Below are 20,429 nucleotides of genomic sequence, written 5' to 3'. Positions count from 1 at the left end.
ACCCGTCGAATGCCTGCGTGCCCAAGGCACGCCCAGAAGAACAACAAAGAGAACCCGCGATGCGAAGCGACACGACCCCTTCCGACTGCCGGCAACCCAATGACAGGAACCTCGACATGAGTACGCACGAGGCGCCCGTGCGTGCGCCGTCCTTCCTTCTGGCAGTCGCTCCCTTGCTGATCACGACCGTCCTGCTGATGGTCCAGTTCTTCGTTTTCCAGGATTTCACGCCCCACGTGCCGCTGGCCCTGGGTATCGTCATCTGCGGTCTCTTCGCCATGGCCAGGGGGATGCGCTGGTCGGTGATCGAGGAGTCCATGCTCAAGGTGGTCCGCGTGGGCCTGCCGGCCATCTTCATCCTGATGTGCGTGGGCATGCTGATCAGCGCCTGGATCGTCTCCGGCACCGTGCCGACTCTCATCCACTTCGGCTTCGGCTATCTGTCGGCCGGCAGCTTCCTGGTGGTCACCTGCCTGATCTGTTCGCTCATCTCGTTGATGACAGGCACCTCCTGGGGCACCGTCGGCACCGTGGGCCTGGCGCTCATGGGGGTGGGCGAGGGCCTCGGCGTGCCGGCCTACCTCACCGGTGGCGCGCTGGTCTCCGGCGCCTTCTTCGGCGACAAGATGTCGCCGCTGTCGGAAACCACCAACCTGACCCCGGCGGTGTGCGGCACCGACCTGTGGAGCCACATCCGCGGGATGATGGCCACCACGGTGCCGGCGATGCTGGTCGCCCTCTGCCTGTACGCCTGGATCGGTTCCGGGTACGAAGGGAGCCTCGGCGCAGCCGGCAATGTCGAGCAGATACGCGTGGCCATCGAGCAGCACTACCAGGTCGGCCTCGTCACCCTGCTGCCCGCCGTGGCGGTGGTGGTGCTGGGGATGCTCAGGGCGCCGGCGCTGCCGGTGATGTTCACCGGCATTCTCCTGGCCTGTGCGCTGGCGGTGTTCCAGCAGGGCATCGAGCTCAAGACGCTGTCCACGGTGCTGCATTCGGGCCATGTCAGCCAGACCGGCGTCGAGGCGGTGGACAAGCTCCTGAGCAAGGGCGGGATCATGTCCATGACCTGGGTGATCACCCTCACCCTGTTCGCACTGGGCTTCGTCGGTGCGCTGGAAGCCTACGGCACCCTGGACGCCATCCGCCGCAAGCTGGACCAGATCATCAAGGGGCGTTTCGGCCTGGTGCTGGGCAGCCAGGCCAGCGTGCTGGGCGTCGGCACCCTGATCGGCGACGTCTACACCTCCCTGGTGCTGCCCGGCCAGTTGCTGAAGGACAAGTACCGGGCAATGGGCTACAAGCCGACCACGCTGTCGCGCAGCATCGAGGACTGCGGCACCCTCTGCTCGCCGCTGATTCCCTGGAACATGGGTGGCGCCTTCGTCTCCTCGGCCATCGGCGTGCCGACGGTGCTCTACGCCCCGGTCGCCTTCGCCTGCTGGTTGTCACCCCTGTTCGGATTGCTCTGGGCCGCACTCGGCTGGTTCATGCCCCGGATCGATGCCGACGAGGCGGTGCAGGCGCCGGAGGAAACCGGCGCCGAAGTGGCGGAGTGGGGCACAGGTCGCTGATCAGACGTATCGAGAGGATGTTTGCATGACAGGTTTTCATCAGGAATGCCTTTGGGAAAAGGTGACCCCCGAACGGGCCCGTGGCGAGCGCCTGAAGGGTGAGGCACGCTTCGACGTCTGCGTGATCGGTGGCGGCATCACCGGCCTGACGGCGGCCCTGCGGCTGCGGGAAGCCGGGCGCTCGGTGTGCGTGCTTGAAGCCCACGAAGTGGGCCACGGTGGCTCCGGGCGCAATGTGGGGCTGGTGAACGCCGGCACCTGGATCAAGCCCGATGATGTGGAGTCGACGCTGGGCGCCAAGCAGGGCGCGCGCCTCAACCAGGTGCTGGGCCAGGCGCCGGCCGAGGTCTTCGCCGCCATCGAGCGTTACGGCATCGACTGCCAGGCGCAGCACAAGGGCACGCTGCACATGGCCCACAACGAGGCCGGCGTGGCCGACCTGCGCGACCGCGAGGCCCAGTGGCGCCGTCGCGGCGCGGACGTGGAGCTGCTGACCGGCGCGACCTGCGCCGAGTACTGCGGCACCGACAGGATCGCCGCGGCCCTGCTGGACCGGCGCGCCGGCACCCTCAACCCCATGGGCTACACCACCGGGCTGGCCAGGGCCTTCGTCACGCGCGGCGGCACGCTCTACGAGCGCTCGCCGGTGCAGGCCCTGGAGCGCGAAGGAGGGGATTGGCGGGTGCGAAGCGCCGACGGCAGCGTCCTCGCCGGGCAGGTGGTGATCTCGACCGGCGCCTACACCGAAGGCGAATGGACCGAGGTACGCCGCAACTACTTCCGGGGCTACTACTACCAGGTGGCCTCCAGGCCCCTGTCGGGTGCGGCGGCTGACCGCGTGCTGCCCCACGGCCAGGGTTCCTGGGACACCCGCACCGTGCTCAGCAGCATCCGCCGGGATGCCGAGGGACGACTGTTGCTGGGTAGCCTGGGCAAGGCCGACAACAAGCCGGACTGGTTCATCCGCAGCTGGGCCGACCGTATCCAGGGCCACTACTTCCCGGAACTGGGCAAGGTGGAATGGGAGCTGCACTGGACCGGCTGCATCGACTTCACCCCGGATCACCTGATGCGCCTGTTCGCACCGGCGCCCGGCGTGGTCGCGGTCACCGGCTACAACGGCCGGGGCAACACCACCGGCACCGTGATCGGCCAGGCACTGGCGGATTACCTGGTGAAGGATGACCCCGAGGCACTGCCGATACCCTTCGCGCCGGTCGGCAAGCTGCGCACCGCCGGCTTGCGCAGCTGCTTCTACGAGGCGGGTTTCTCGCTCTATCACGCGGGCCAGTGCCTGCGGGTGGTGCTCTGAGGCGGGGTAGGACCGCCACTGGGCGGCGTCGACGGGGGCGCGCGGAGATGGCGATCGGGTTCGTCCTGTTCCCGGGAGCAGCCTGATCCGCGAGACCCTGTATCCCCGTGTATCCGGCGAGGCCTGGACGACACCTCGACTACAAAGGCGTCCGATTCGGATACGTGGGGGATACAGGGCTGAGGCGAAATGTCGCTGTCCGATCGAGGCTCGCAAGGGGCCTCGACACCGGATAACGCCACCCCTGGCAGCCCCTGCGGCAATGCCGCGCCCTTATCCGGAGAAGCACCATGACCCGTATCCAGAACACCACCCGTATTGGCCTGCTCGCCGTCGCCCTGGCCGGCGGCATGAACCTCGCGTCGTCCGCCTTCGCCGTCGAGGCGCTGCCCCAGGGCTACCTGCTGGCGGCGGCCGACAAGGCCGGGGAAGGCAAGTGCGGCGAAGGGAAATGCGGCGAGGGCAAATGCGGCGCCAGCGAGGCCAAGGCCACCCAGACCGAAGGCAAGTGTGGCGAAGGCAAATGCGGTGATGCCTCCTTCGCCCGCACGGATACCGACGACGACGCTCGCGTTTCCCTGAAGGAGCTGCTGGCCGTGGCCCCCGATGGCACCAGCGAGTTCAGGGCGATGGACAGCAACCAGGACGGCTACCTCTCCGAAGCGGAGGTCTACAAGTTCCGCAGCAACCAGTACCTCTCCAACGGCAAGAAGGTTCCCACCGAGCTCTTCACCAACATGAGCCAGGCCAAGGACTGATCCCAACCCCTTTGCCAGCCCTCCCGGCCCAGGTGCCTGGAGGGCTGGCTGCCGTCCGGAGAGGCCCCAATGACACCTGTATCTCCCCTGTCCGGCGCCGGCCTCGGCCTCCGCCGCGCCCTGTTGCCCGAACTGCTGGCGATGGACGCCGGCTCCCTGGACTTTCTCGAATGCGCCCCAGACAACTGGATTGGCGTCGGCGGCGCCCAGGGCGAGGCGCTGGCGCAGCTCGCCGAGCGCATCCCGCTGAGCTGCCATGGCCTGTCGCTGTCCCTGGGCGGTCCGGCGCCGCTGGACCTGGGCCTGCTGCACGGTACCCGCCGCTTCCTCGAGCAGCACCGGGTTCGCCTCTACAGCGAGCACCTGAGCTACTGCTCCGACGAGGGCCAGCTGTACGACCTGCTGCCCTTGCCCTTCACCGAAGAGGCGGTACGCCATGTGGCCAGGCGCATTCGTCAGGCCCAGGACGTGCTGGAGCGGCGCATCGCGGTGGAGAACGTTTCCTACTATGCGGCGCCCTACCAGGCCCTGGCGGAGATCGACTTTCTCCGGGCGGTGCTGGAGGAGGCCGACTGCGACCTGTTGCTGGACCTGAACAATCTCTTCGTCAACGCCATCAACCACGGCTACGACGCGGTCGCCTGGCTGGACGCGGTACCGGCGGAGCGGGTGGTCTGCCTGCACGTGGCGGGGCATTACGATGAAGCGCCGGACCTGAAGATCGATACCCACGGCACCCGGGTGAAGGATGACGTCTGGGCCTTGTTGACGCGTGCCTACGGACGCTTCGGCCCGGTGCCGACGCTGCTGGAGCGGGATTTCAACTTTCCGCCGCTGGGGGAACTGCTGGCCGAAGTCGGGCAGATCCGCAGCCGGCAGCAGGAGGTGCGTCATGGCTGAGACCCTGAACGCGCAATTGCTGGCCATGGCCCACCACGTACGGGACCCGGCCCGCCACGGTCCGCCCCCGGGCCTGGAGGCACGGCGCCTGGCGGTGTATCGGCAACTGTTCCTGGGCAATCTGACGTCCTTGCTGGCGGGGGGCTTTCCGGTCATCCATGCCAGCCTGGGAGAGGGGACCTGGCAGGACCTGGTGAGCCGTTTCTATGGCGAGTACCGGTGCCGCACGCCGCTGTTCACCCAGTTGGCCGGGGAGTTCGTCGCCTGGCTGGGGGACCTGGAGGATGCCGCGCTGCCCGCCTGGCTGGCGGAGCTGGCCCACTATGAATGGGTGGAGAGCGAGTTGCTGCTGAGCGACGCGACGGAGTGCGCCCACGATCCCCGGGGCGACCTGCTGGATGGGGTTCCGCTGCTGTCGCGGCTGGCCTGGCCGCTTGCCTATGCCTGGCCGGTCTGCGACCTGGGTCCCGGCCACCTGCCGGAGCGGGCGCCAAACGAGCCGACACTGTTGCTGGCCCGGCGCGGGACCGACCTCAAGGTGCATTTCTCCCGCCTGGCGCCCCTGGCCCATGCCCTGCTGGTGTCGCTACAGGACAGCCGCCGCAGTGGCCGCGAGCACATCGGGGAGTTGGCGGATGCCGTCGGGGTGGAACGGGAGGTGCTCATGCCCCAGGGCCTGGCGCTGCTGGAAAGCCTGCGGGAGCAGGGGGTGGTGCTGGGCACCCGGTCCGGGTGACCGGCTGCCGGATGGACGAAGCCCGCGCAATCGACGGATTGCGCGGGCTTTTTGTTGGAGCGGACGGCCCCTACAGCGGCGATCGCTGTAGGAGCGAGCTTGCTCGCGAACCGCCCGCGCCATTCGCCGGCGAGCCGGCTCCTACGGCGGCGATCCTGTAGGAGCGAGCTTGCTCGCGAACCGCCCGCGCCATTCGCCGGCAAGCCGGCTCCTACGAGACCGTCCCCGCTGTAGGAGCGAGCTTGCTCGCGAATCTTCGCCGGCAAGCCGGCTCCTACAGCGGCCGGGAGCGAAGCAGGGCGTCGAGGCTCAGGCGGCCCGCGCCCTTGAGCATCAGGGGCAGGAGGGCGACCAGGTAGATCAGGGGCAGCTTGTAGTTGCCGAAGCCCTTGTCGCTGATGGAGTAGCCGAGGGCCAGTTCGGCGAGGCTCGACCAGTGGGCCGGCCAGTGCACGGCGGCGATGGCCACGACGGTGAGCACCGCCAGCGCCAGGGCGGCGAGGCGGGTTCCCAGGCCCAGCAGCAGGAGCAGGGGGGCGATCAGCTCCACCCACATGGAGAGCTGCCAGTTGAGCCCGGCGGGCATCAGGTCGAAGGGGAAGGGAAAGGCGGGCTGGATCTGGGCGAACCAGTTCTCGCCGTTCCATTTTTCCAGCCCGGACTCGAAGAACTCCCAGGCGAGGAACAGGCGCAGCGGCAGGTCGGCGCTCCAGGCGCCCAGGCGGTCGATGCGGACAAAGGCGTTACGGATTGGCGCAAGGCGTGTCATGGGGACCTCGGGATCAGCGGGCGATTACCAGGAGGGGGAGGAGGCTGAACAGGCTGTCGGGGGGGCTGGAACGGGGCATCGTGGACTCCTTTGGGCGGGGCGCGCTCGGCGGGATACTGGCGCTGCTCCCGGTGCCATGCTGGCAAGGGGGCGTGTCCCGCATGTGTCCTGCACGCTGGAGTCCTGTATCCCTCTGTACGTGACGCCGGCCTCAGGCGGAAGCGCCGAACTCCAGCCGGGCGCAGAGGCCGCCGCCGTCGCGGTTGCGAAGGGAGAGGCGGGCCCCCAGGGCCTGGCTCAGTTGGAGGGCGATGGCCAGGCCCAGGCCGGTCCCGCCGGTGCTGCGGTTGCGTGAGCTTTCCACCCGGTAGAAGGGCTTGAAGACATTTTCCAGTTCCGCTTCGGGAATGCCCGGCCCTTCATCCAGCACCTGCACCCGGACCATGCCGTGCTCGTCGGCCTGCAGCTCCACCCTGGCGCTGCCGCCGAACTTCAGGGCGTTGTCGATGAGGTTGCCGAGCACCCGACGTAGCGCATGGGGGCGGGTTTCCAGCTGCAGGCCGCTGCTGCCGGTGAGAGTCACCCGCTGGCCGCTGTCCTGGTAGTCGCAGACCAGGCTGTCGAGGAAAGCGTCCAGGTCGATGCGCCGGGGCGCTTCGCTGGCGCCGTCAAGGCTGCGGGCGTAGGCCACGCCTTCCCGCACCAGGTGCTGCATTTCCTCCAGGTCGCTCCAGAGCCGCTCGCGCTCCGGCGAGTCGTCCATCTGTTCCACCCGCAGCTTCATGCGGGTGATGGGGGTCTGCAGGTCGTGGGAAATGGCCGCCAGCAGCTGCATGCGCTCCTTGAGGTAGGCACCGATGCGCGCCTGCAGGGCGTTGACCGCCCGGGCGGCGTGGGCCACTTCACGGGGGCCGTTCTCGTCCAGGGGCGGCCTGGGGGCGTCGGGGTCCAGGTTGTCCAGGCTCCCGGCCAGGCGGGTCAGGGGGCGAATGGCCATGCGCACCGCCAGCCCGGTGCAGACCAGCAGCAGCGCCAGCTGCACCAGCAGCACCAGCGGCAGCCAGTGGGCCAGGGGAATGGGGCGCGGGGTGACGTCCAGGGTGAGGGGGCTGCCGTCCTTCAGGGTCAGGTGCGCCTGGAAGCGTGGCAGGTCGCCGGGGATGTTCTCGAAGCGCAGGTCGTAGTGTTCGCCGATGGCGCGCTGGATGGCGGCGGCGGCGACGGGGGCCTGGTCGAGGTCCATGGGTTCGCCGGGAAGGCCCCGGTCCAGGCGGAAGCGGTAGTTGCGTCGCTCCAGCCGGGGCAGCCAGCTTGCCCGCTCCTCGGCGGGCAGGTGGTCCAGCAGTGCGACGGTGGTGTGCACGTCCATTTCCAGGCTGCCCAGCATCATGTCGCGGGAGGTCTGGTAGCGCTCGTAGAACTGCGAGGAGAAGGACAGCCCGTAGGCCAGCAGGAGCCCGGCGAGGAAGATCAGGGCCAGGCGGGCCGCCAGGGTCCGGGGCCAGGGCAGGCGGCCCATCAGTCGTTCGGCTCGATCAGTTCGACGGGCAGCGAGAACACGTAGCCCTCGTTGCGTACCGTCTTGATGTAGGCGGGTTCGCGTGCGTCGTCCGCCAGGCGTTGGCGCAGGCGGCTTACCAGCAGGTCGATGGAGCGGTCGAACAGGTCCGCCTCGCGGCCCTGGGTGAGGTTGAGCAACTGGTCGCGGCTGAGTACCCGTTGCGGATGGTCGAGGAAGACCCGCAGCAAGCGGTATTCGGCACCGCTGAGGGCCACCAGCGTGCCCTGGGCGTCCAGCAGGTGCCGGGTGGTGGTGTCGAGGCGCCACTGGCCGAAGCCGATCAGGCGGCTGCTCTCGCTGATCTGCAGGTTCGGCGGCAGCATGCGGGTGCGGCGCAGTACGGCGTTGATGCGGGCCAGCAGCTCGCGGGCGGAGAAGGGTTTGGTGAGGTAGTCGTCGGCGCCCATTTCCAGGCCGACGATGCGGTCGGTCTCGTCGTTACGGGCGGTGAGCATCAGCACCGGGGTCGCCTTGTGCTTGCCCACCCGCAGCTCGCGGCACAGGCGCAGGCCATCGTCGCCGGGCATCATGATGTCGAGCACGATCAGGTCCACCGCATTGGCGGCGAGGAAGCTGCGCATCTGCCGGCCATCGGCCGCGAGGCTCACGCGCAGGCCGTTCTTCTTCAGGTAGTTGCCAACCAGTTCGCGGATTTCCCGGTCGTCGTCGACGATCAGGATGTGATCGACATGGTCCATGGAGGGGCCTCGTTGGGTTCGTCGCGAACGCAGTGTATCGGCGGCCAGCGACCTTGCCTGCCGCCCTTTGTATTCCAGTGTATCCGGGGGCGTGCGGATACCTGGGATTGCACGACAGTCGCGAACGTATCCCTCTGTATCCGGGACCGGTCTGGATACCGGCGACCCCAGGCCGGGCCAGGGCGGGACACAGGGGGGATACCTCCCGAGGCTGCAATGGGCACCAGGCGGACGCCCCGACGGCTGCCGCGACAACCACCGATCCCCGAGAGGTGCCCCATGCTGCTCATCGCCTTCCTTGGCGGGGTCCTGACCCTGCTGAGTCCCTGCATTCTTCCCGTACTCCCCCTGCTGCTGTCCCGCGCCGGCGGTCCGGCCTGGGCGCCGGCGCTGACCCTGGCGGGACTGGCCAGCGGATTCGCCGTGCTGGCGAGCCTGGCCACCCTGTCCAGCGCCTGGGTGGAGGGGGCCAGCCAGGCGGGGCGCTACCTGGCCCTGGTGCTGCTGACGCTGTCATCCCTGGCGCTGCTGTCGTCGCGTATCGGCACCTGGCTCTCGCGCCCCTGGCTCTGGCTCGGCGAGCGGCTGCAGGCGCGTGCGGGCGGGCTGCCTCCGGCGCTCTCGGCCTGGCTGCTGGGCTGCGCCGCCGGGCTGCTCTGGGCGCCCTGCGCGGGGCCGATCCTGGGCCTGATCCTGTCCGGTGCGATGCTGGAGGGGCCGAGCGCCTCCACCAGCCTGTCGCTCCTGGCGTTCGGCCTGGGCAATGCCGTGGCGCTGGGGGCGGTGATCTTCCTCGGCCGTGGGCTGGTCCGGCGCCTGCGTCCGTCGCTGCCGGCCCTGGCATGGCTGCGCCGTGGCGCCGGCGCCCTGGCCCTGCTGGCGGTGGTGGTCATCGCCACGGGGAATGGCGCCCAGCTCGCCAGCCTCGGTTCGTCGCGTCTGGCCTCGGCGCTGGAGCGTGCCGTGCTGGAGGGCGTCCCACGGCTCTTGGAGCCGCTGGTGGCCAGCGCCCAGGCTGAAACGTCGGGACGCTTGCCGGAGCTGGGGGCCATGCCGAGCCTGGACGGCGCCACCCAGTGGCTCAATGGTCCGTCCCTGGACGTGGAAGGGCTGAGGGGCAAGGTGGTGCTGGTGGATTTCTGGACCTATGACTGCATCAACTGCCGGAACAGCCTGCCCCATGTGAACCAATGGGCGCGGAAGTATCGCGACCAGGGCCTGGTGGTGATCGGCGTGCATACCCCGGAATACCCCTATGAGCGAATCCTGGAGAACGTGCAGGCGGCAATGCGGCGGCTTGATGTTCACCACCCGGTGGCCATCGACAACCAGTACCGGATCTGGAACGCCTTCTCCAATCGCTACTGGCCGGCGCACTACTTCATCGATGCCCGTGGCCAGGTCCGCCACCTGCACGTGGGCGAGGGCGATTACGCGGAGCAGGAAGCGGTGATCCGCGCGTTGTTGAAGGAGCGCGCGCACCAGGGCTTGGACGGGAGCTGACGGACGGGGCGCTACCCCCTGAGCCCACCGCCTAGTCTCAGTGACCGGGCTCTTGCGCGGCGATCTGAGGATCCAGGCGGACGTCCTGGTTGATGGCCACGATCTCTTCCATCAACTGGGGGTGGCGGTCCAGCAAGGCCATGAGTACGACCAGTGATCGGGGGGGCTCCACCTCCCCGCGTTCGTAGCGGGAAAAGGCATTGTGTCCTCCGCCCGAGAGCATCTGAACGGCGGTTTTCTGGGTCAGGCTCAACTTGCGGCGGATGCGCTTCATTTCCTGGGCGATGGTACGTCTCGCGGTTTCGATCAACTGGTCTCCGGCTGCGCCATAGCGCAGGGCGCTATCGGGGTCGAACTCGGTCTCGCCGCAGGCCCGGCACTCCCAGCCCGACAGGCCCTGGACGCTTCGCCTGAGGTTTCTGTACTCGACTTCGAACGATCGGTCCTCGAAGCGCGTCATGCCATTGGCTGCGCCGCAACTTACACAGTCCTGATGTTTCATCACTCATTTCTCCTTGAAGGAGATGACGGGCGGACGTTCTGGCCCGCGGTAGGTCACCTTCACATACAGCGCGGTGCCGTCGGGTGCAGCCGGGTGATAGACGTCCTGCCAGACCCTGTGGTCGCCGTGGGTGGTCATCGATTTGTAGAACTGGGCCCGCTCCATCGACAGGATCACCCGAATCATTGCCCTGGTCGAAAGGCCCAGCTTCCTGCCGCCGTCCAGGGCGGAACGGGTAAAGGCCGCAGCCCCCAATCTCGCGACATCCGCCTTGATGGTCGCGAGATCGTAGTGAGGCACGTGTTTCTCCATGAAGCACCTCATGATCCATTGGCAAAATATTACCCGATATGGGTAGTCACTCAAGCCGGGAGGCGTGACCCGGGATGGTCGGGGCATCCTCGCTCACCTGGTATTCCACCGCCCTTGGGGCGCCCTTACAGGTACTTCAACCAGGCGATGTCCCGCCGGCGCGCCTTGAACGCCGCGAAGCTTCGTACCGGCGGGTAGAGCGCGACCATCAGCACCAGGGTGCCGAGCCAGACCATCCAGACGGCGCTGAAGCCGAAATGGCTGCCCTGGTTGAGGCCCCAGAGGGCGACGGCGGCCAGGTAGAGCGCCTTCAGGACGTAAAGGTGCAGCAGGTAGAAGAACATGGGCGCGGCACCGAAGGTCGCCAGCCTGCGAAGCCAGGGGCCTTCGCCGATCCGTTCGAATTGGCGCAGGAGCAGCAGGCCGATGCCCAGGGTCAGTGCCAGGAACAGCAGGGAGGGCGGGTATTTGGTGATGTTGAACAGGCTCATCAGGGTCTGTACCCCGGTATCGCCCAGGCTCCAGGGCTTTTCGCCGTAGCCGTTCAGCAGGCGGAGCAGGGCGAACAGGCCCAGAGCGCCGAGCCCGGCGACCAGCAACTGCCGCTGGCGCGACGTCGCCGAACCACCCGCCCCGAACCATGGGCCGGCGGCGTAGCCCAGGGCGATGACGCCGATCCAGGGCAGCAGGGGATAGGAGGTGCGCAGGCGCAGGCCGTCGGTCACCTCGATCCAGCCACGGTCGTGGAGCACCGCCCAGGGAATGTGCGCCCAGGTGCCGGCCGGGAAGTGGATCGGGTCCAGCAGGTTGTGCCCGGCCACCAGCAGCGATCCCAGCAGCACCAGCGCCGGACGCGGCAGCCAGACCAGGGCGGAAAGCGCCAGCATGCTCAGTCCGATCACCCAGATCACCTGGAGGTAGAGGACGCCGGGCGGGAACTGGAAGGTCCAGGCGAAGTTCACCAGGGTGATTTCCAGCAGCACGAGGAACAGGCCGCGCTTGAACAGGAAGGTCGACACGGCACCGCGCCCGTCGTGGCGCTCGCCGTAGAGGAAGGCGGACAGTCCGGTGAGGAAGACGAAGACCGGCGCGCAGAGGTGGGCGAGGGTGCGGCTGATGAACAGGGCGGGCGAGGTCTGGGTGATGTCCATGGGGTCGGTCACCTGCAAGTGCAGGTAGAAGGTCTCGCGGACGTGGTCCAGCAGCATGAAGAGGATCACCAGCCCGCGCAGGGCATCGATGGCATGGAGGCGTGAGGGATTGAGAGGGGGCATGGGCACGTCGGGTCGGGTTTTGGAATGTAATAGTGTTTCATTTTCCGAGCCTCGATCTCAAGCGCCCAAAGGGGGCGCGAGGGCGTCAAGCACGGCATTCCCGACGTGGCGATGCCTGGAGGGGTCAGATCTCTACCTGGGTGCCCAGTTCGATGACCCGGTTCGCCGGCAGCCCGAAGTAGCGCATGCTGCTGTTGGCGTTCTTGTGGAGGAAGGCGAACAGGCGTTCGCGCCAGGGCGCCATGCCCAGGCGCCGGGTCGGTATCACCGTTTCCCGGCTGAGGAACCAGGTCGTGCGCATGGGGGCGAAGTCCAGTGTCTTGTCCGGGCAGTGTTGCAGGGCGGCGGGGACGTCCGGCTCCTCCATGAAGCCGAAGTTCAGCAGGACACGGTAGAAGCCCTGTTCGTAGGCCGTCACTTCGAAGCGCTGGCTCGGGTCCAGGCGTGGCGTGTCGCGGGTGACCACGGTGAGCAGCACCACCTGGCGATGCAGCACCTGGTTGTGCAGCAGGTTGTGCAGCAGCGCGTGAGGGACCGCATCCGGGCTGGCGGTGAGGAACACGGCGGTGCCGTCGACCCGATGGGGCGGCTGCAGGCCGATGCTGGCGAGGAAGACCGGGAGCGGCAGGGCGGTTTCGTCCAGCCGCTCGAAGAGTATCTGCTTGCCGCGCTTCCAGGTGGTCATCAGCAGGTACAGCACGACGCCGGCGACCACCGGGAAGGCGCCGCCCTGCAGGACCTTGGGCGCGTTGGCGGCGAAGAAGAGGCCATCCACCAGCAGGAACCCCAGCAGCAGCGGGATGGCCAGCCAGCGCGGGGCCTTCCAGAGCAGCAGCATCACCGCCGCTACCAACAGGGTGTCGATCAGCATGGTGGTGGTGACCGCCACGCCGTAGGCCGCCGCCAGGGCGCCCGACGAGCCGAAGCCGATCACCAGCAGCACGACGCAGGCCATCAGGGCCCAGTTCACCACGCCGATGTAGATCTGCCCCTGGGCCGCACTGGAGGTGTGCTGGATCTGCATGCGCGGAATGTAGCCCAGCTGGATTGCCTGCTGGCTGAGGGAGAAGGCGCCGGAGATCACCGCCTGGGACGCGATGATGGTGGACAGGGTGGCCAGGCCGATCATGGGCAGCAGCGCCCAATCCGGGGCCAGCAGGTAGAAGGGGTTGCGGGCGGCGCCCGGGTCGGCGAGCAGCAGGGCGCCCTGGCCGAAGTAATTGAGCAGCAGGCCTGGCAGCACCAGGCCGAACCAGGCCCGGGCGATGGGCTTGCGGCCGAAGTGTCCCATGTCCGCGTACAGCGCCTCGGCACCGGTCAGGGCCAGGACCACGGCCCCGAGTATGGTGATGCCGATGCCGGGATGGGCCAGGAAGAAGTTGAACGCCCACCAGGGGTTCACGGCCTGCAGCACCTCCGGTCGCTGCAGGATGCCGTGGATGCCCAGCAGGCCCAGGACGCTGAACCAGATCACCATCACGGGCCCGAACAGCGTGCCGATACGCGCCGTGCCGTGTTTCTGGATCACGAACAGGCCGATCAGCAGCACCACGGTGATCGGCACCACCCAGTGGGACAGGCCGGGCACGGCGACATCCAGCCCTTCGACGGCCGACAGCACAGAGATGGCCGGGGTGATCATGCTGTCGCCGTAGAACAGCGCGGTGCCGAACAGGCCCAGCAGGACCAGCGTGGCGCTGAGGCGGGGATGGGCAGAGGTGGCGCGGCGGGCCAGGGCGGTGAGCGCCATGACGCCACCTTCGCCCTCGTTGTCGGCCCGCAGCATGAACATCACGTACTTGAGCGAGACCACCCAGAGCAGCGACCAGAGCACCAGGGAGAGGATTCCGAGCACGCCTTCCTCATTGACCTGCACGCCGTAGTGGCCGGCGAACACTTCCTTGAGGGTGTAGAGCGGACTGGTGCCGATATCGCCGTAGACGACGCCGGCCGCCGCCACCAGCAGGCCGAAGGACGAGGCATGGGCCGTGGCGGGGGGCTGAGCCTGATGCTCCAAGGGGCTGGAACGCATGGTTACTCTCGTGGATCGCTGGGGAAGGCACGGCAAGGGTAGCCGGGGAAAGGCGATCAAGTATCCGGAAGGCGTCGTCGCGGCGGCGTAAAAAATGCGTAAAAACTGGCGCTTCGCCGACGTCGTCCGGCGCCTCGATCACGCACCCGCGAATGCGCGTCGGCTTGTGGCCGCGGGCTGTCGTCATCCGACGCGCAAGGCCGGGATCCCCGGCCCTCAGTGCTCCTCGCGCCGGCCCGGCGTGGCGCTGCCGCTCCAGCTGGCCGATTCCAGGCGATCACGGCCTTTCTGCTTGGCCTGGTAGAGCAGGCGGTCGACGGCTTCGACGAAGGGCAGCGGCTGGTCCTGATGGGTCGGCGTGATGCTGCCGACACCCAGGCTGATGGTCAGCAGGGAGGCTACGCTGGACTTCTCGTGGGGGATGCAGCGCTCGCGGATCAGCTTGCGGCAGCGCTCGGCCACCTGGCGGGCGGCGGGCTCGTCGGTGCCCGGCAGGATGAGCACGAACTCCTCGCCGCCGAAACGGGCGACGAAGTCCCGAGGGCGGATGGCGGCGTTCTTCAGGGCCTGGCCGACGTTGCGCAGGCAGTCGTCGCCCTGGATGTGGCCGTAGTGGTCGTTGTACTGCTTGAAGTAGTCGATATCCAGGAGGATCAGCGACAGGGGCTCCCCGGCGCGCTGGGCGTTGGCCCATTCCATCTCCAGCATGGAGTCGAACATGCGCCGGTTGGCGACGCCGGTGAGGCCGTCCTGGTAGGAGTACTCCTCCAGTTTCTTCTGCAGGTCGATCAGTTGCTGCTCGGCCTTCTTCCGTTCGCTGATGTCGAACATGAAGCCCACCAGGGCCTCGACTTCGCCCTCGGCGTTGCGCATCACGTGGACCACATCGCGGATCCAGACATAGCCGCCGTCGCGGGTGAGCGCGCGGTAGTCGGCCTCGTGGTCGGTGCCGGACTGGGATTGGGCCACGCAGAAGGCGACCACGGTATCGCGGTCATCCGGGTGCATGCGTTCGGCCCAGTCGTTGACGCTCACCCAGCTGGACGGGCTCCAGCCCAGCAGCGCTTCGATCTGCGGGCCGATGTAGGCGAAGGTCATGGTCTTCCAGTCGATCTTCCAGGGGATCGCCCGGGTGGATTCGAGGAGGGCCTTGTAGACCTCCTGGGTGGTGTCGGCGTCTTCTCTCATGGTTGCCCCCAAATGCCTGCCGCTTCGATCCGCGCCCTCCCTGCGCGAAGGCTCCCTTATACCGAATCGGGCGGGGGGGCTGGCAATGGCCTCTGGGGCCTTTCGTTCGGAGTCGCCCGCCCGACGGTCGTCATCGGGCGGGCGAGGCGCTTCAGGGCGACGCCGGGGCGCTGTTGGGCAGGGGCGCACCCTTGGGCCAGAGCAGCCAGAGGTTCCCTCGCTGCTTCATGTGCCCGGCCAGTTCGCCGGCTTCGGCCCCGGTGCCCCAGAACAGGTCGGCGCGGACTTCCCCGGCGATGGCGCCGCCGGTGTCCTGGGCCGCCACCGGGCGAATCACCGGTTGGCCGTCCGGGCGCGTGGTGGAGAGCCAGAGCAGGCTGCCGAGGGGGATCACCTTGCGGTCGATGGCGACGCTGTAGCCGGCGGTCAGCGGTACGTTGAGGGAGCCGCGCGGCCCTTCGGCGCTCTCGGGGTTGAGGGCGAAGAAGACGTAGCTGGGGTTGCTCGCCAGGAGTTCCGGCACCCGCTGCGGATTGGCCGCCGCCCAGTCGCGGATGCTGCCCATGTTGACCTCCTCCTGCTTGAGCTGGCCCTGTTCCACCAGCCAGCGGCCCACCGGGCGGTAGGGGTGGCCGTTCTGGTCGGCGTAGCCCAGGCGCAGTTGCCGGCCGTCGTCCAACTGGATGCGGCCCGAACCCTGGATCTGCAGGAACTGCAGGTCCATCGGATCGGTCAGCCAGGCCAGGACGGGTGCTTTCACGCCGTTGGCGCGGATGGTGGCGCCGTCGTCATAGGGCTTGAGGACGCGTCCCTCCAGGCGACCCCGCAGGCGCTTGCCCTTGAGCTCGGGGTAGAGGCCGTCCAGGGCGACCACGATCATGTCCTCGGGGATGCCGTAGACCGGAACCGGCGTCCGCTCACCCTGTTCGAGGCTGCCGGGATAGACCGGCTCGTAGTAGCCGGTGATCAGGCCGTCGGCGCTGTCGCGGGCATTGCGCAGGCTGTAGACCTCCAGCTGGGCCTTCATCCAGGCGCGAATCGCGGCGGCGTCCCGGGGGACCTGGGTGGCCTGGGCACAGGGCGCCGACCAGATCGGGTCGCGGGCCAGCCGCTCGCAGGCCGAGCGCCAGGCTTCGAAGCCGGCGATGAGGTCGGCATCCGAGCTGGCGGGCAGCGCCTCCCAGGTGGCGCGGGTATAGGTGTTCACCTTGGGCGGTTCGGTCTTGCCGGGTTCCTTGTCGCAACCTGCGACCAGGGCGAGGAGGGCGGCGACGCAAAGCGCCAGCCGGCCCCGGCGGAATCGGGGGGCAATCACGGTGTGATCTTCCTGGTGGGGAATCGGGGGCGACCAGAATGGTGAATGACGGCAGGCCCGTCAAATGCCGTCGGGCCGATCCATTGATCCAAGGCACTGAAATCAAAAGGAAATATTTATCTAATACTGTGCACGCAGCTTTGCAAGGGACCCCTGCCGTGACTCGCACCATCAAGAACTTTCGCAAGACCCTCGACGCCGTGGCCATGAACAACGAGGCGGCCGCCATCGCCGTGATGCGGGCCGCCGACCGCATCGGTGACGAATCCCTGAAGCAGCAGTTGTTCAACGTGATCCAGCGGATGAACCAGGACGCAGCGGAGCTGCGGGTGGTTCGGGAACATGTCTGAAGGAATCCATAACTGGCTTTGTATGAATTTGTTGCTTGACCTGAAGGCCCGCAGCCCTCTATGTTGCCGGCCATGACTCAATTCACCTGGTTGTCCGGCCCCTCGATTATTACCGCCATTAGCGATATGGCGGGTTAGCCGACGACCAAACAGAAACCCGCCCTCGAGGCGGGTTTTTTCCTTCTGTCTCCTGGGCGCCGAAATCGAAACCAGGAGCCCAGCATGAGCCGTTTCACCCCCGCCACCGAACCCCTGACCCCGACGTCACCCGACGCGGGCGAGCGCCTGCTCAAGCATTACGTGCGCAAGATCCTCGCGGCGCCGGTCTACGACGTGGCCATCGAGACGCCGCTGCAGCCGGCGCGGCAACTGAGCGAGCGCCTGGACAACCAGGTGCTGCTCAAGCGCGAGGACCTGCAGCCGGTGTTCTCCTTCAAGATCCGTGGCGCCTACAACCGCGTGGTGCAACTGAGCGCGGAAGAGCGTTCACGGGGGGTGATCGCGGCGTCGGCCGGCAACCATGCCCAGGGCCTGGCCCTGGCGGCGCGCGAGCTGGGTGTGAAGGCCACCATCGTGATGCCCCGCACCACGCCGGAACTCAAGGTCCAGGGCGTGCGTTCCCGGGGCGGCAAGGTGGTGCTGCATGGCGATGCCTTCCCCGATGCCCTGGCCCATGCGCTCAAGCTTGCCGAGGAGCAGGGCCTGACCTTCGTGCCGCCCTACGACGACCCGGACGTGATCGCCGGCCAGGGCACGGTGGCGATGGAAATCCTCCGCCAGCATGCCGGTCCGCTGGACGCCATCTTCGTCCCGGTGGGCGGGGGCAGCCTGATCGCCGGCATCGCGGCCTACGTGAAATACCTGCGCCCGGAGATCCGGGTGATCGGCGTCGAGCCCGAGGATTCGAACTGCCTGCAGGCCGCCCTGGCCGCCGGCGAGCGGGTGGTGCTGAGCCAGGTGGGGCTGTTCGCCGACGGCGTGGCGGTCGCCCAGATCGGCGCCCACAACTTCGAGCTGTGCCGGCACTTCGTCGACGAGGTGCTGACGGTGAGCGCCGATGAGATCTGCGCGGCGATCAAGGACATCTACGACGACACCCGCTCCATCACCGAGCCGGCCGGCGCCCTGGCCGTGGCCGGGATCAAGAAGTACGTGGAGCGCGACGGCGTGCGCGGCCAGACGCTGGTGGCCATCGACTCCGGCGCCAACATCAACTTCGACCGCCTCCGCCATGTGGCCGAGCGCGCGGAGCTGGGGGAGCAGCGCGAGGCCATCCTCGCCGTGACCCTGCCGGAGCGGCCCGGCGCGTTCAGGGCGTTCTGCGAGGCCCTGGGGCGACGCCAGATCACCGAGTTCAACTACCGCTACAGCTCGGGCGACGCCGCGCACATCTTCGTCGGCGTCCAGACCCATCCGCAGAACGATCCCCGCGCCGCGCTGGTGCAGCGCCTGGGCGACCAGGGCTTCCCGGTGCTGGACCTGACCGAGAACGAACTGGCCAAGCTGCACCTGCGGCACATGGTGGGTGGCCACGCGCCGCAGCTCGGCGACGAGATGCTGCTGCGCTTCGAGTTCCCGGAACGTCCCGGTGCCCTGTTCAAGTTCCTCGACAAGCTGGGCGGCCGCTGGAACATCACCCTGTTCCACTACCGCAACCATGGCGCCGCCGATGGCCGCGTGCTGGCCGGACTGGCCGTGCCCCCGGCGGAGCGCGCGGCCCTTGTCGAGGCCCTGGAGGACATCGGCTATCCCTGGTGGGACGAAAGCGACAACCCGGCGTGCCGCCTGTTCCTCGGCTGATCTCCGGGGCCAACAGCCCTGCCGGCTTCGTAGGATGGCGTAGAGCGAAGCGAAACCCATCAGCGGCGTCATGGGCTGTGCGCAGCGCTGCCCCTCTCGGCTGCGATCCACTGCGCGACTCCGGTCGAAGCGGTTCGATGAAAGGTATGTTATCGCTAACATTTCAATGTTAGAGTGCGCTCCATCGTTGATCCGTTCCTTTGGAGGACTGCCCATGTTGACCTGTGGAGAGCTGCTGGTTGAGCTGCTGGAAGGCTTTGGCGTGGATACCGTGTTCGGTATTCCCGGTGTACACACCGTCGAGCTCTACCGTGGCCTGCCCAATACCCGCATCCGCCATATCACTCCGCGCCACGAGCAGGGCGCCGGGTTCATGGCCGACGGCTACGCCCGGGTTTCCGGCAAACCGGGCGTGTGCTTCATCATCACGGGTCCCGGCATGACCAACATCACCACCGCCATGGGCCAGGCCTACGCCGACTCCATCCCCATGCTGGTGATCTCCGCCGTGAACAACACCGAGCAACTGGGCATGGGTGGCGGTCGCCTCCACGAACTGCCGTCCCAGCGCAACCTGGTGAGCGGCGTCGCCGCCTTCAGCCACACCCTGATGCGTCCGGACGAGCTGCCCGAGGTGCTGTCCCGCGCCTTTGCCGTGTTCAACGGCGCCCGGCCGCGTCCGGTGCATATCGAGATTCCCATCGACGTGATCACCGCGCCGGCGGATCACGTGCGCCGCAAGCTGGGCGCGCAGCCGAGCCGTCCCGGTCCGGCCGCCGAGGCCATCGCCCGCGCCGCCGAACTGCTGAAGGGTGCCCGGCGTCCCCTGGTGCTGCTGGGGGGCGGCTGCGCCGACGCCGGCGCCGAGGCCCGGCGCCTGGTGGAGGCGCTGGACGCACCCACCGCCTACACCATCAATGCCAAGGGCGTGCTGCCCAAGGGGCACCCGCTGGCCCTGGGGTGCAACCAGGCCTGGGTGCCGGTGCGCCAACTGGTGCTGGAATCCGATGTGATCCTGGCCGTGGGCACCGAACTGGGTGAGACCGACTACGACGTGGTCTTCGACGGCAACTTCCGTATCGAAAGCACCCTGATCCGCGTCGATATCGACGCCGAACAACTGAACCGCAACTACCCGGCGGACCTGGCGATTCTCAGCGACGCCCGCCTGGCCCTCGCCGCCCTGGCCGATGCCCTTGCCCCCGGCGCGACCTTCAGCGCCGACAGCGCGGGATCGCGGCGCGCCGCTGCGGTGCGCGAAGCGCTGGATGCCCAGTGGCCCGCGACCTGGAACGGCCAGCGCAAGGTGCTGGACCTGCTGCAGGCGACGCTGCCGGACCTGATCGTGGCGGGGGATTCCACCCAGCCGGTGTATTCCGGCAACCACCTGTTCGAGGCCACCCGACCGCGCAGCTGGTTCAACTCGGCCACCGGCTACGGCACCCTGGGCTACGGCCTGCCGGCGGCCATCGGCGCCAAGCTGGCGGCGCCCGAGCGGCCGGTGATCGCCCTGATCGGCGACGGCGGCATCCAGTTCACCCTGCCGGAACTGGCCTCCGCCGTGGAAGCCGGTGCGCCCATCATCGTCCTGCTGTGGAACAACAGCGGCTACGGCGAGATCAAGCGCTACATGCAGAACCGCGACATCCCCACCATCGGCGTCGATATCTACACGCCCGACTTCCAGGGCCTGGCCCGCGCCTTCGGCTGCAACGCCGCCAAGGCGGAAAGCCTGGAACACCTGGCCGAGCTGCTGGCGGCCGCCGCCAAGGCCGATCGCCCGACGGTGATCGAGGTGTGGGAGCACGCCGGGTTCCTGGCCTGATCCGCACGTCCGCTGCCGCC

Annotated in this window: 18 protein-coding genes; 9 read left to right on the top strand and 9 right to left on the bottom strand. The window is 68.0% G+C overall.

The genetic code is table 11. The features are described 5' to 3' along the window. Window positions 1-116: 116 nt before the first annotated feature. The 5 genes from nhaC to KF707C_RS14935 all read left to right on the top strand — a co-directional run bounded on the left by nhaC (window position 117) and on the right by KF707C_RS14935 (window position 5,280). Window positions 117-1,574, top strand: coding sequence for a Na+/H+ antiporter NhaC (gene nhaC / locus KF707C_RS14955; RefSeq protein WP_003449517.1), 1,458 nt, complete (start codon window positions 117-119; stop codon window positions 1,572-1,574). Window positions 1,575-1,599: 25 nt separating this feature from the next. After that, window positions 1,600-2,886 (top strand): L-pipecolate oxidase, encoded by a 1,287-nt coding sequence (gene amaA, locus KF707C_RS14950; protein WP_003449514.1) that lies wholly within the window; start codon window positions 1,600-1,602, stop codon window positions 2,884-2,886. 290 nt (window positions 2,887-3,176) lie between these two features. Beyond that, window positions 3,177-3,644 carry an HvfA family oxazolone/thioamide-modified RiPP metallophore gene (locus KF707C_RS14945; RefSeq protein ID WP_003449509.1) on the top strand — a complete coding sequence of 156 codons (468 nt, stop codon included), beginning with the start codon at window positions 3,177-3,179 and terminating at the stop codon, window positions 3,642-3,644. 69 nt (window positions 3,645-3,713) lie between these two features. Beyond that, a complete protein-coding gene (locus tag KF707C_RS14940; RefSeq protein WP_003449507.1) occupies window positions 3,714-4,544 on the top strand; it encodes an HvfB family MNIO-type RiPP peptide maturase in 831 nt (276 codons plus the stop codon). Next, window positions 4,537-5,280, top strand: coding sequence for an HvfC family RiPP maturation protein (locus KF707C_RS14935; RefSeq protein ID WP_003449505.1), 744 nt, complete (start codon window positions 4,537-4,539; stop codon window positions 5,278-5,280). Before KF707C_RS14940 ends, KF707C_RS14935 begins: the two co-directional genes overlap by 8 nt. A 274-nt stretch (window positions 5,281-5,554) precedes the next feature. Here KF707C_RS14935 and KF707C_RS14930 read toward each other — a convergent pair whose 3' ends face one another. The 3 genes from KF707C_RS14930 to KF707C_RS14920 all read right to left on the bottom strand — a co-directional run bounded on the left by KF707C_RS14930 (window position 5,555) and on the right by KF707C_RS14920 (window position 8,308). After that, complete coding sequence (locus tag KF707C_RS14930) at window positions 5,555-6,049, bottom strand: HvfX family Cu-binding RiPP maturation protein (protein WP_003449503.1); 495 nt, start codon at window positions 6,047-6,049, stop codon at window positions 5,555-5,557. 211 nt (window positions 6,050-6,260) lie between these two features. Continuing rightward, entirely contained in the window at window positions 6,261-7,559 is a 1,299-nt protein-coding gene (locus KF707C_RS14925; protein WP_036991783.1) for a sensor histidine kinase, read from the bottom strand. Between the two features lie 8 nt (window positions 7,560-7,567). Continuing rightward, window positions 7,568-8,308, bottom strand: a complete 741-nt coding sequence (locus KF707C_RS14920; protein ID WP_003449498.1) for a response regulator — start codon at window positions 8,306-8,308, stop codon at window positions 7,568-7,570. Between the two features lie 279 nt (window positions 8,309-8,587). Between KF707C_RS14920 and KF707C_RS14915 the strand changes: the two genes are divergently transcribed. Next, entirely contained in the window at window positions 8,588-9,811 is a 1,224-nt protein-coding gene (locus KF707C_RS14915) for a cytochrome c biogenesis protein DipZ (protein WP_003449495.1), read from the top strand. Window positions 9,812-9,848: 37 nt separating this feature from the next. Here the strand turns inward: KF707C_RS14915 and KF707C_RS14910 are convergent, their stop codons facing one another. From KF707C_RS14910 to mltA, 6 genes are all read right to left on the bottom strand, one after another. Then, window positions 9,849-10,313, bottom strand: a complete 465-nt coding sequence (locus KF707C_RS14910; protein ID WP_003449493.1) for a type II toxin-antitoxin system MqsA family antitoxin — start codon at window positions 10,311-10,313, stop codon at window positions 9,849-9,851. 3 nt (window positions 10,314-10,316) lie between these two features. Beyond that, window positions 10,317-10,625, bottom strand: a complete 309-nt coding sequence (locus tag KF707C_RS14905) for a type II toxin-antitoxin system MqsR family toxin (protein ID WP_036991773.1) — start codon at window positions 10,623-10,625, stop codon at window positions 10,317-10,319. A 125-nt stretch (window positions 10,626-10,750) separates the two neighbouring features. After that, window positions 10,751-11,899, bottom strand: coding sequence for a DUF1624 domain-containing protein (locus tag KF707C_RS14900; protein WP_003449491.1), 1,149 nt, complete (start codon window positions 11,897-11,899; stop codon window positions 10,751-10,753). A 124-nt stretch (window positions 11,900-12,023) separates the two neighbouring features. Beyond that, complete coding sequence (locus KF707C_RS14895; protein WP_003449489.1) at window positions 12,024-13,931, bottom strand: potassium transporter Kup; 1,908 nt, start codon at window positions 13,929-13,931, stop codon at window positions 12,024-12,026. 216 nt (window positions 13,932-14,147) lie between these two features. After that, the gene (locus tag KF707C_RS14890; RefSeq protein WP_003449487.1) at window positions 14,148-15,119 is read right to left on the bottom strand and encodes a sensor domain-containing diguanylate cyclase; all 972 of its coding nucleotides are present in this window, start codon (window positions 15,117-15,119) and stop codon (window positions 14,148-14,150) included. Between the two features lie 151 nt (window positions 15,120-15,270). Next, on the bottom strand, window positions 15,271-16,434 hold the full coding sequence (gene mltA / locus KF707C_RS14885) for a murein transglycosylase A (protein ID WP_003449486.1): 1,164 nt from the start codon (window positions 16,432-16,434) through the stop codon (window positions 15,271-15,273). A 158-nt stretch (window positions 16,435-16,592) separates the two neighbouring features. Here mltA and KF707C_RS14880 point away from each other — a divergent pair, with 158 nt between their 5' ends. From KF707C_RS14880 to KF707C_RS14870, 3 genes are all read left to right on the top strand, one after another. Beyond that, window positions 16,593-16,784, top strand: coding sequence for a hypothetical protein (locus KF707C_RS14880; RefSeq protein WP_003449484.1), 192 nt, complete (start codon window positions 16,593-16,595; stop codon window positions 16,782-16,784). Between the two features lie 222 nt (window positions 16,785-17,006). Then, entirely contained in the window at window positions 17,007-18,584 is a 1,578-nt protein-coding gene (gene ilvA / locus KF707C_RS14875; protein WP_003449482.1) for a threonine ammonia-lyase, biosynthetic, read from the top strand. A gap of 214 nt (window positions 18,585-18,798) precedes the next feature. Then, window positions 18,799-20,409 (top strand): 5-guanidino-2-oxopentanoate decarboxylase, encoded by a 1,611-nt coding sequence (locus KF707C_RS14870; RefSeq protein ID WP_003449481.1) that lies wholly within the window; start codon window positions 18,799-18,801, stop codon window positions 20,407-20,409. Window positions 20,410-20,429: the final 20 nt, after the last annotated feature.

The organism is Pseudomonas furukawaii (assembly GCF_002355475.1).
GTDB lineage: Bacteria > Pseudomonadota > Gammaproteobacteria > Pseudomonadales > Pseudomonadaceae > Metapseudomonas > Metapseudomonas furukawaii.
The sequence above is the reverse complement of the archived record's forward strand: the minus strand, read 5'-3'. Positions and strand labels throughout refer to the sequence as shown.

What these genes read in the sequence shown, in the direction of transcription:
- nhaC (WP_003449517.1), top strand. Translation starts at nt 117, where the DNA reads ATGAGTACGCACGAGGCGCCCGTGCGTGCGCCGTCCTTCCTTCTGGCA.
- amaA (WP_003449514.1), top strand. Translation starts at nt 1,600, where the DNA reads ATGACAGGTTTTCATCAGGAATGCCTTTGGGAAAAGGTGACCCCCGAA.
- KF707C_RS14945 (WP_003449509.1), top strand. Translation starts at nt 3,177, where the DNA reads ATGACCCGTATCCAGAACACCACCCGTATTGGCCTGCTCGCCGTCGCC.
- KF707C_RS14940 (WP_003449507.1), top strand. Translation starts at nt 3,714, where the DNA reads ATGACACCTGTATCTCCCCTGTCCGGCGCCGGCCTCGGCCTCCGCCGC.
- KF707C_RS14935 (WP_003449505.1), top strand. Translation starts at nt 4,537, where the DNA reads ATGGCTGAGACCCTGAACGCGCAATTGCTGGCCATGGCCCACCACGTA.
- KF707C_RS14930 (WP_003449503.1), bottom strand. Translation starts at nt 6,049, where the DNA reads ATGACACGCCTTGCGCCAATCCGTAACGCCTTTGTCCGCATCGACCGC.
- KF707C_RS14920 (WP_003449498.1), bottom strand. Translation starts at nt 8,308, where the DNA reads ATGGACCATGTCGATCACATCCTGATCGTCGACGACGACCGGGAAATC.
- KF707C_RS14915 (WP_003449495.1), top strand. Translation starts at nt 8,588, where the DNA reads ATGCTGCTCATCGCCTTCCTTGGCGGGGTCCTGACCCTGCTGAGTCCC.
- KF707C_RS14910 (WP_003449493.1), bottom strand. Translation starts at nt 10,313, where the DNA reads ATGAAACATCAGGACTGTGTAAGTTGCGGCGCAGCCAATGGCATGACG.
- KF707C_RS14905 (WP_036991773.1), bottom strand. Translation starts at nt 10,625, where the DNA reads ATGGAGAAACACGTGCCTCACTACGATCTCGCGACCATCAAGGCGGAT.
- KF707C_RS14900 (WP_003449491.1), bottom strand. Translation starts at nt 11,899, where the DNA reads ATGCCCCCTCTCAATCCCTCACGCCTCCATGCCATCGATGCCCTGCGC.
- KF707C_RS14895 (WP_003449489.1), bottom strand. Translation starts at nt 13,931, where the DNA reads ATGCGTTCCAGCCCCTTGGAGCATCAGGCTCAGCCCCCCGCCACGGCC.
- KF707C_RS14890 (WP_003449487.1), bottom strand. Translation starts at nt 15,119, where the DNA reads ATGAGAGAAGACGCCGACACCACCCAGGAGGTCTACAAGGCCCTCCTC.
- ilvA (WP_003449482.1), top strand. Translation starts at nt 17,007, where the DNA reads ATGAGCCGTTTCACCCCCGCCACCGAACCCCTGACCCCGACGTCACCC.
- KF707C_RS14870 (WP_003449481.1), top strand. Translation starts at nt 18,799, where the DNA reads ATGTTGACCTGTGGAGAGCTGCTGGTTGAGCTGCTGGAAGGCTTTGGC.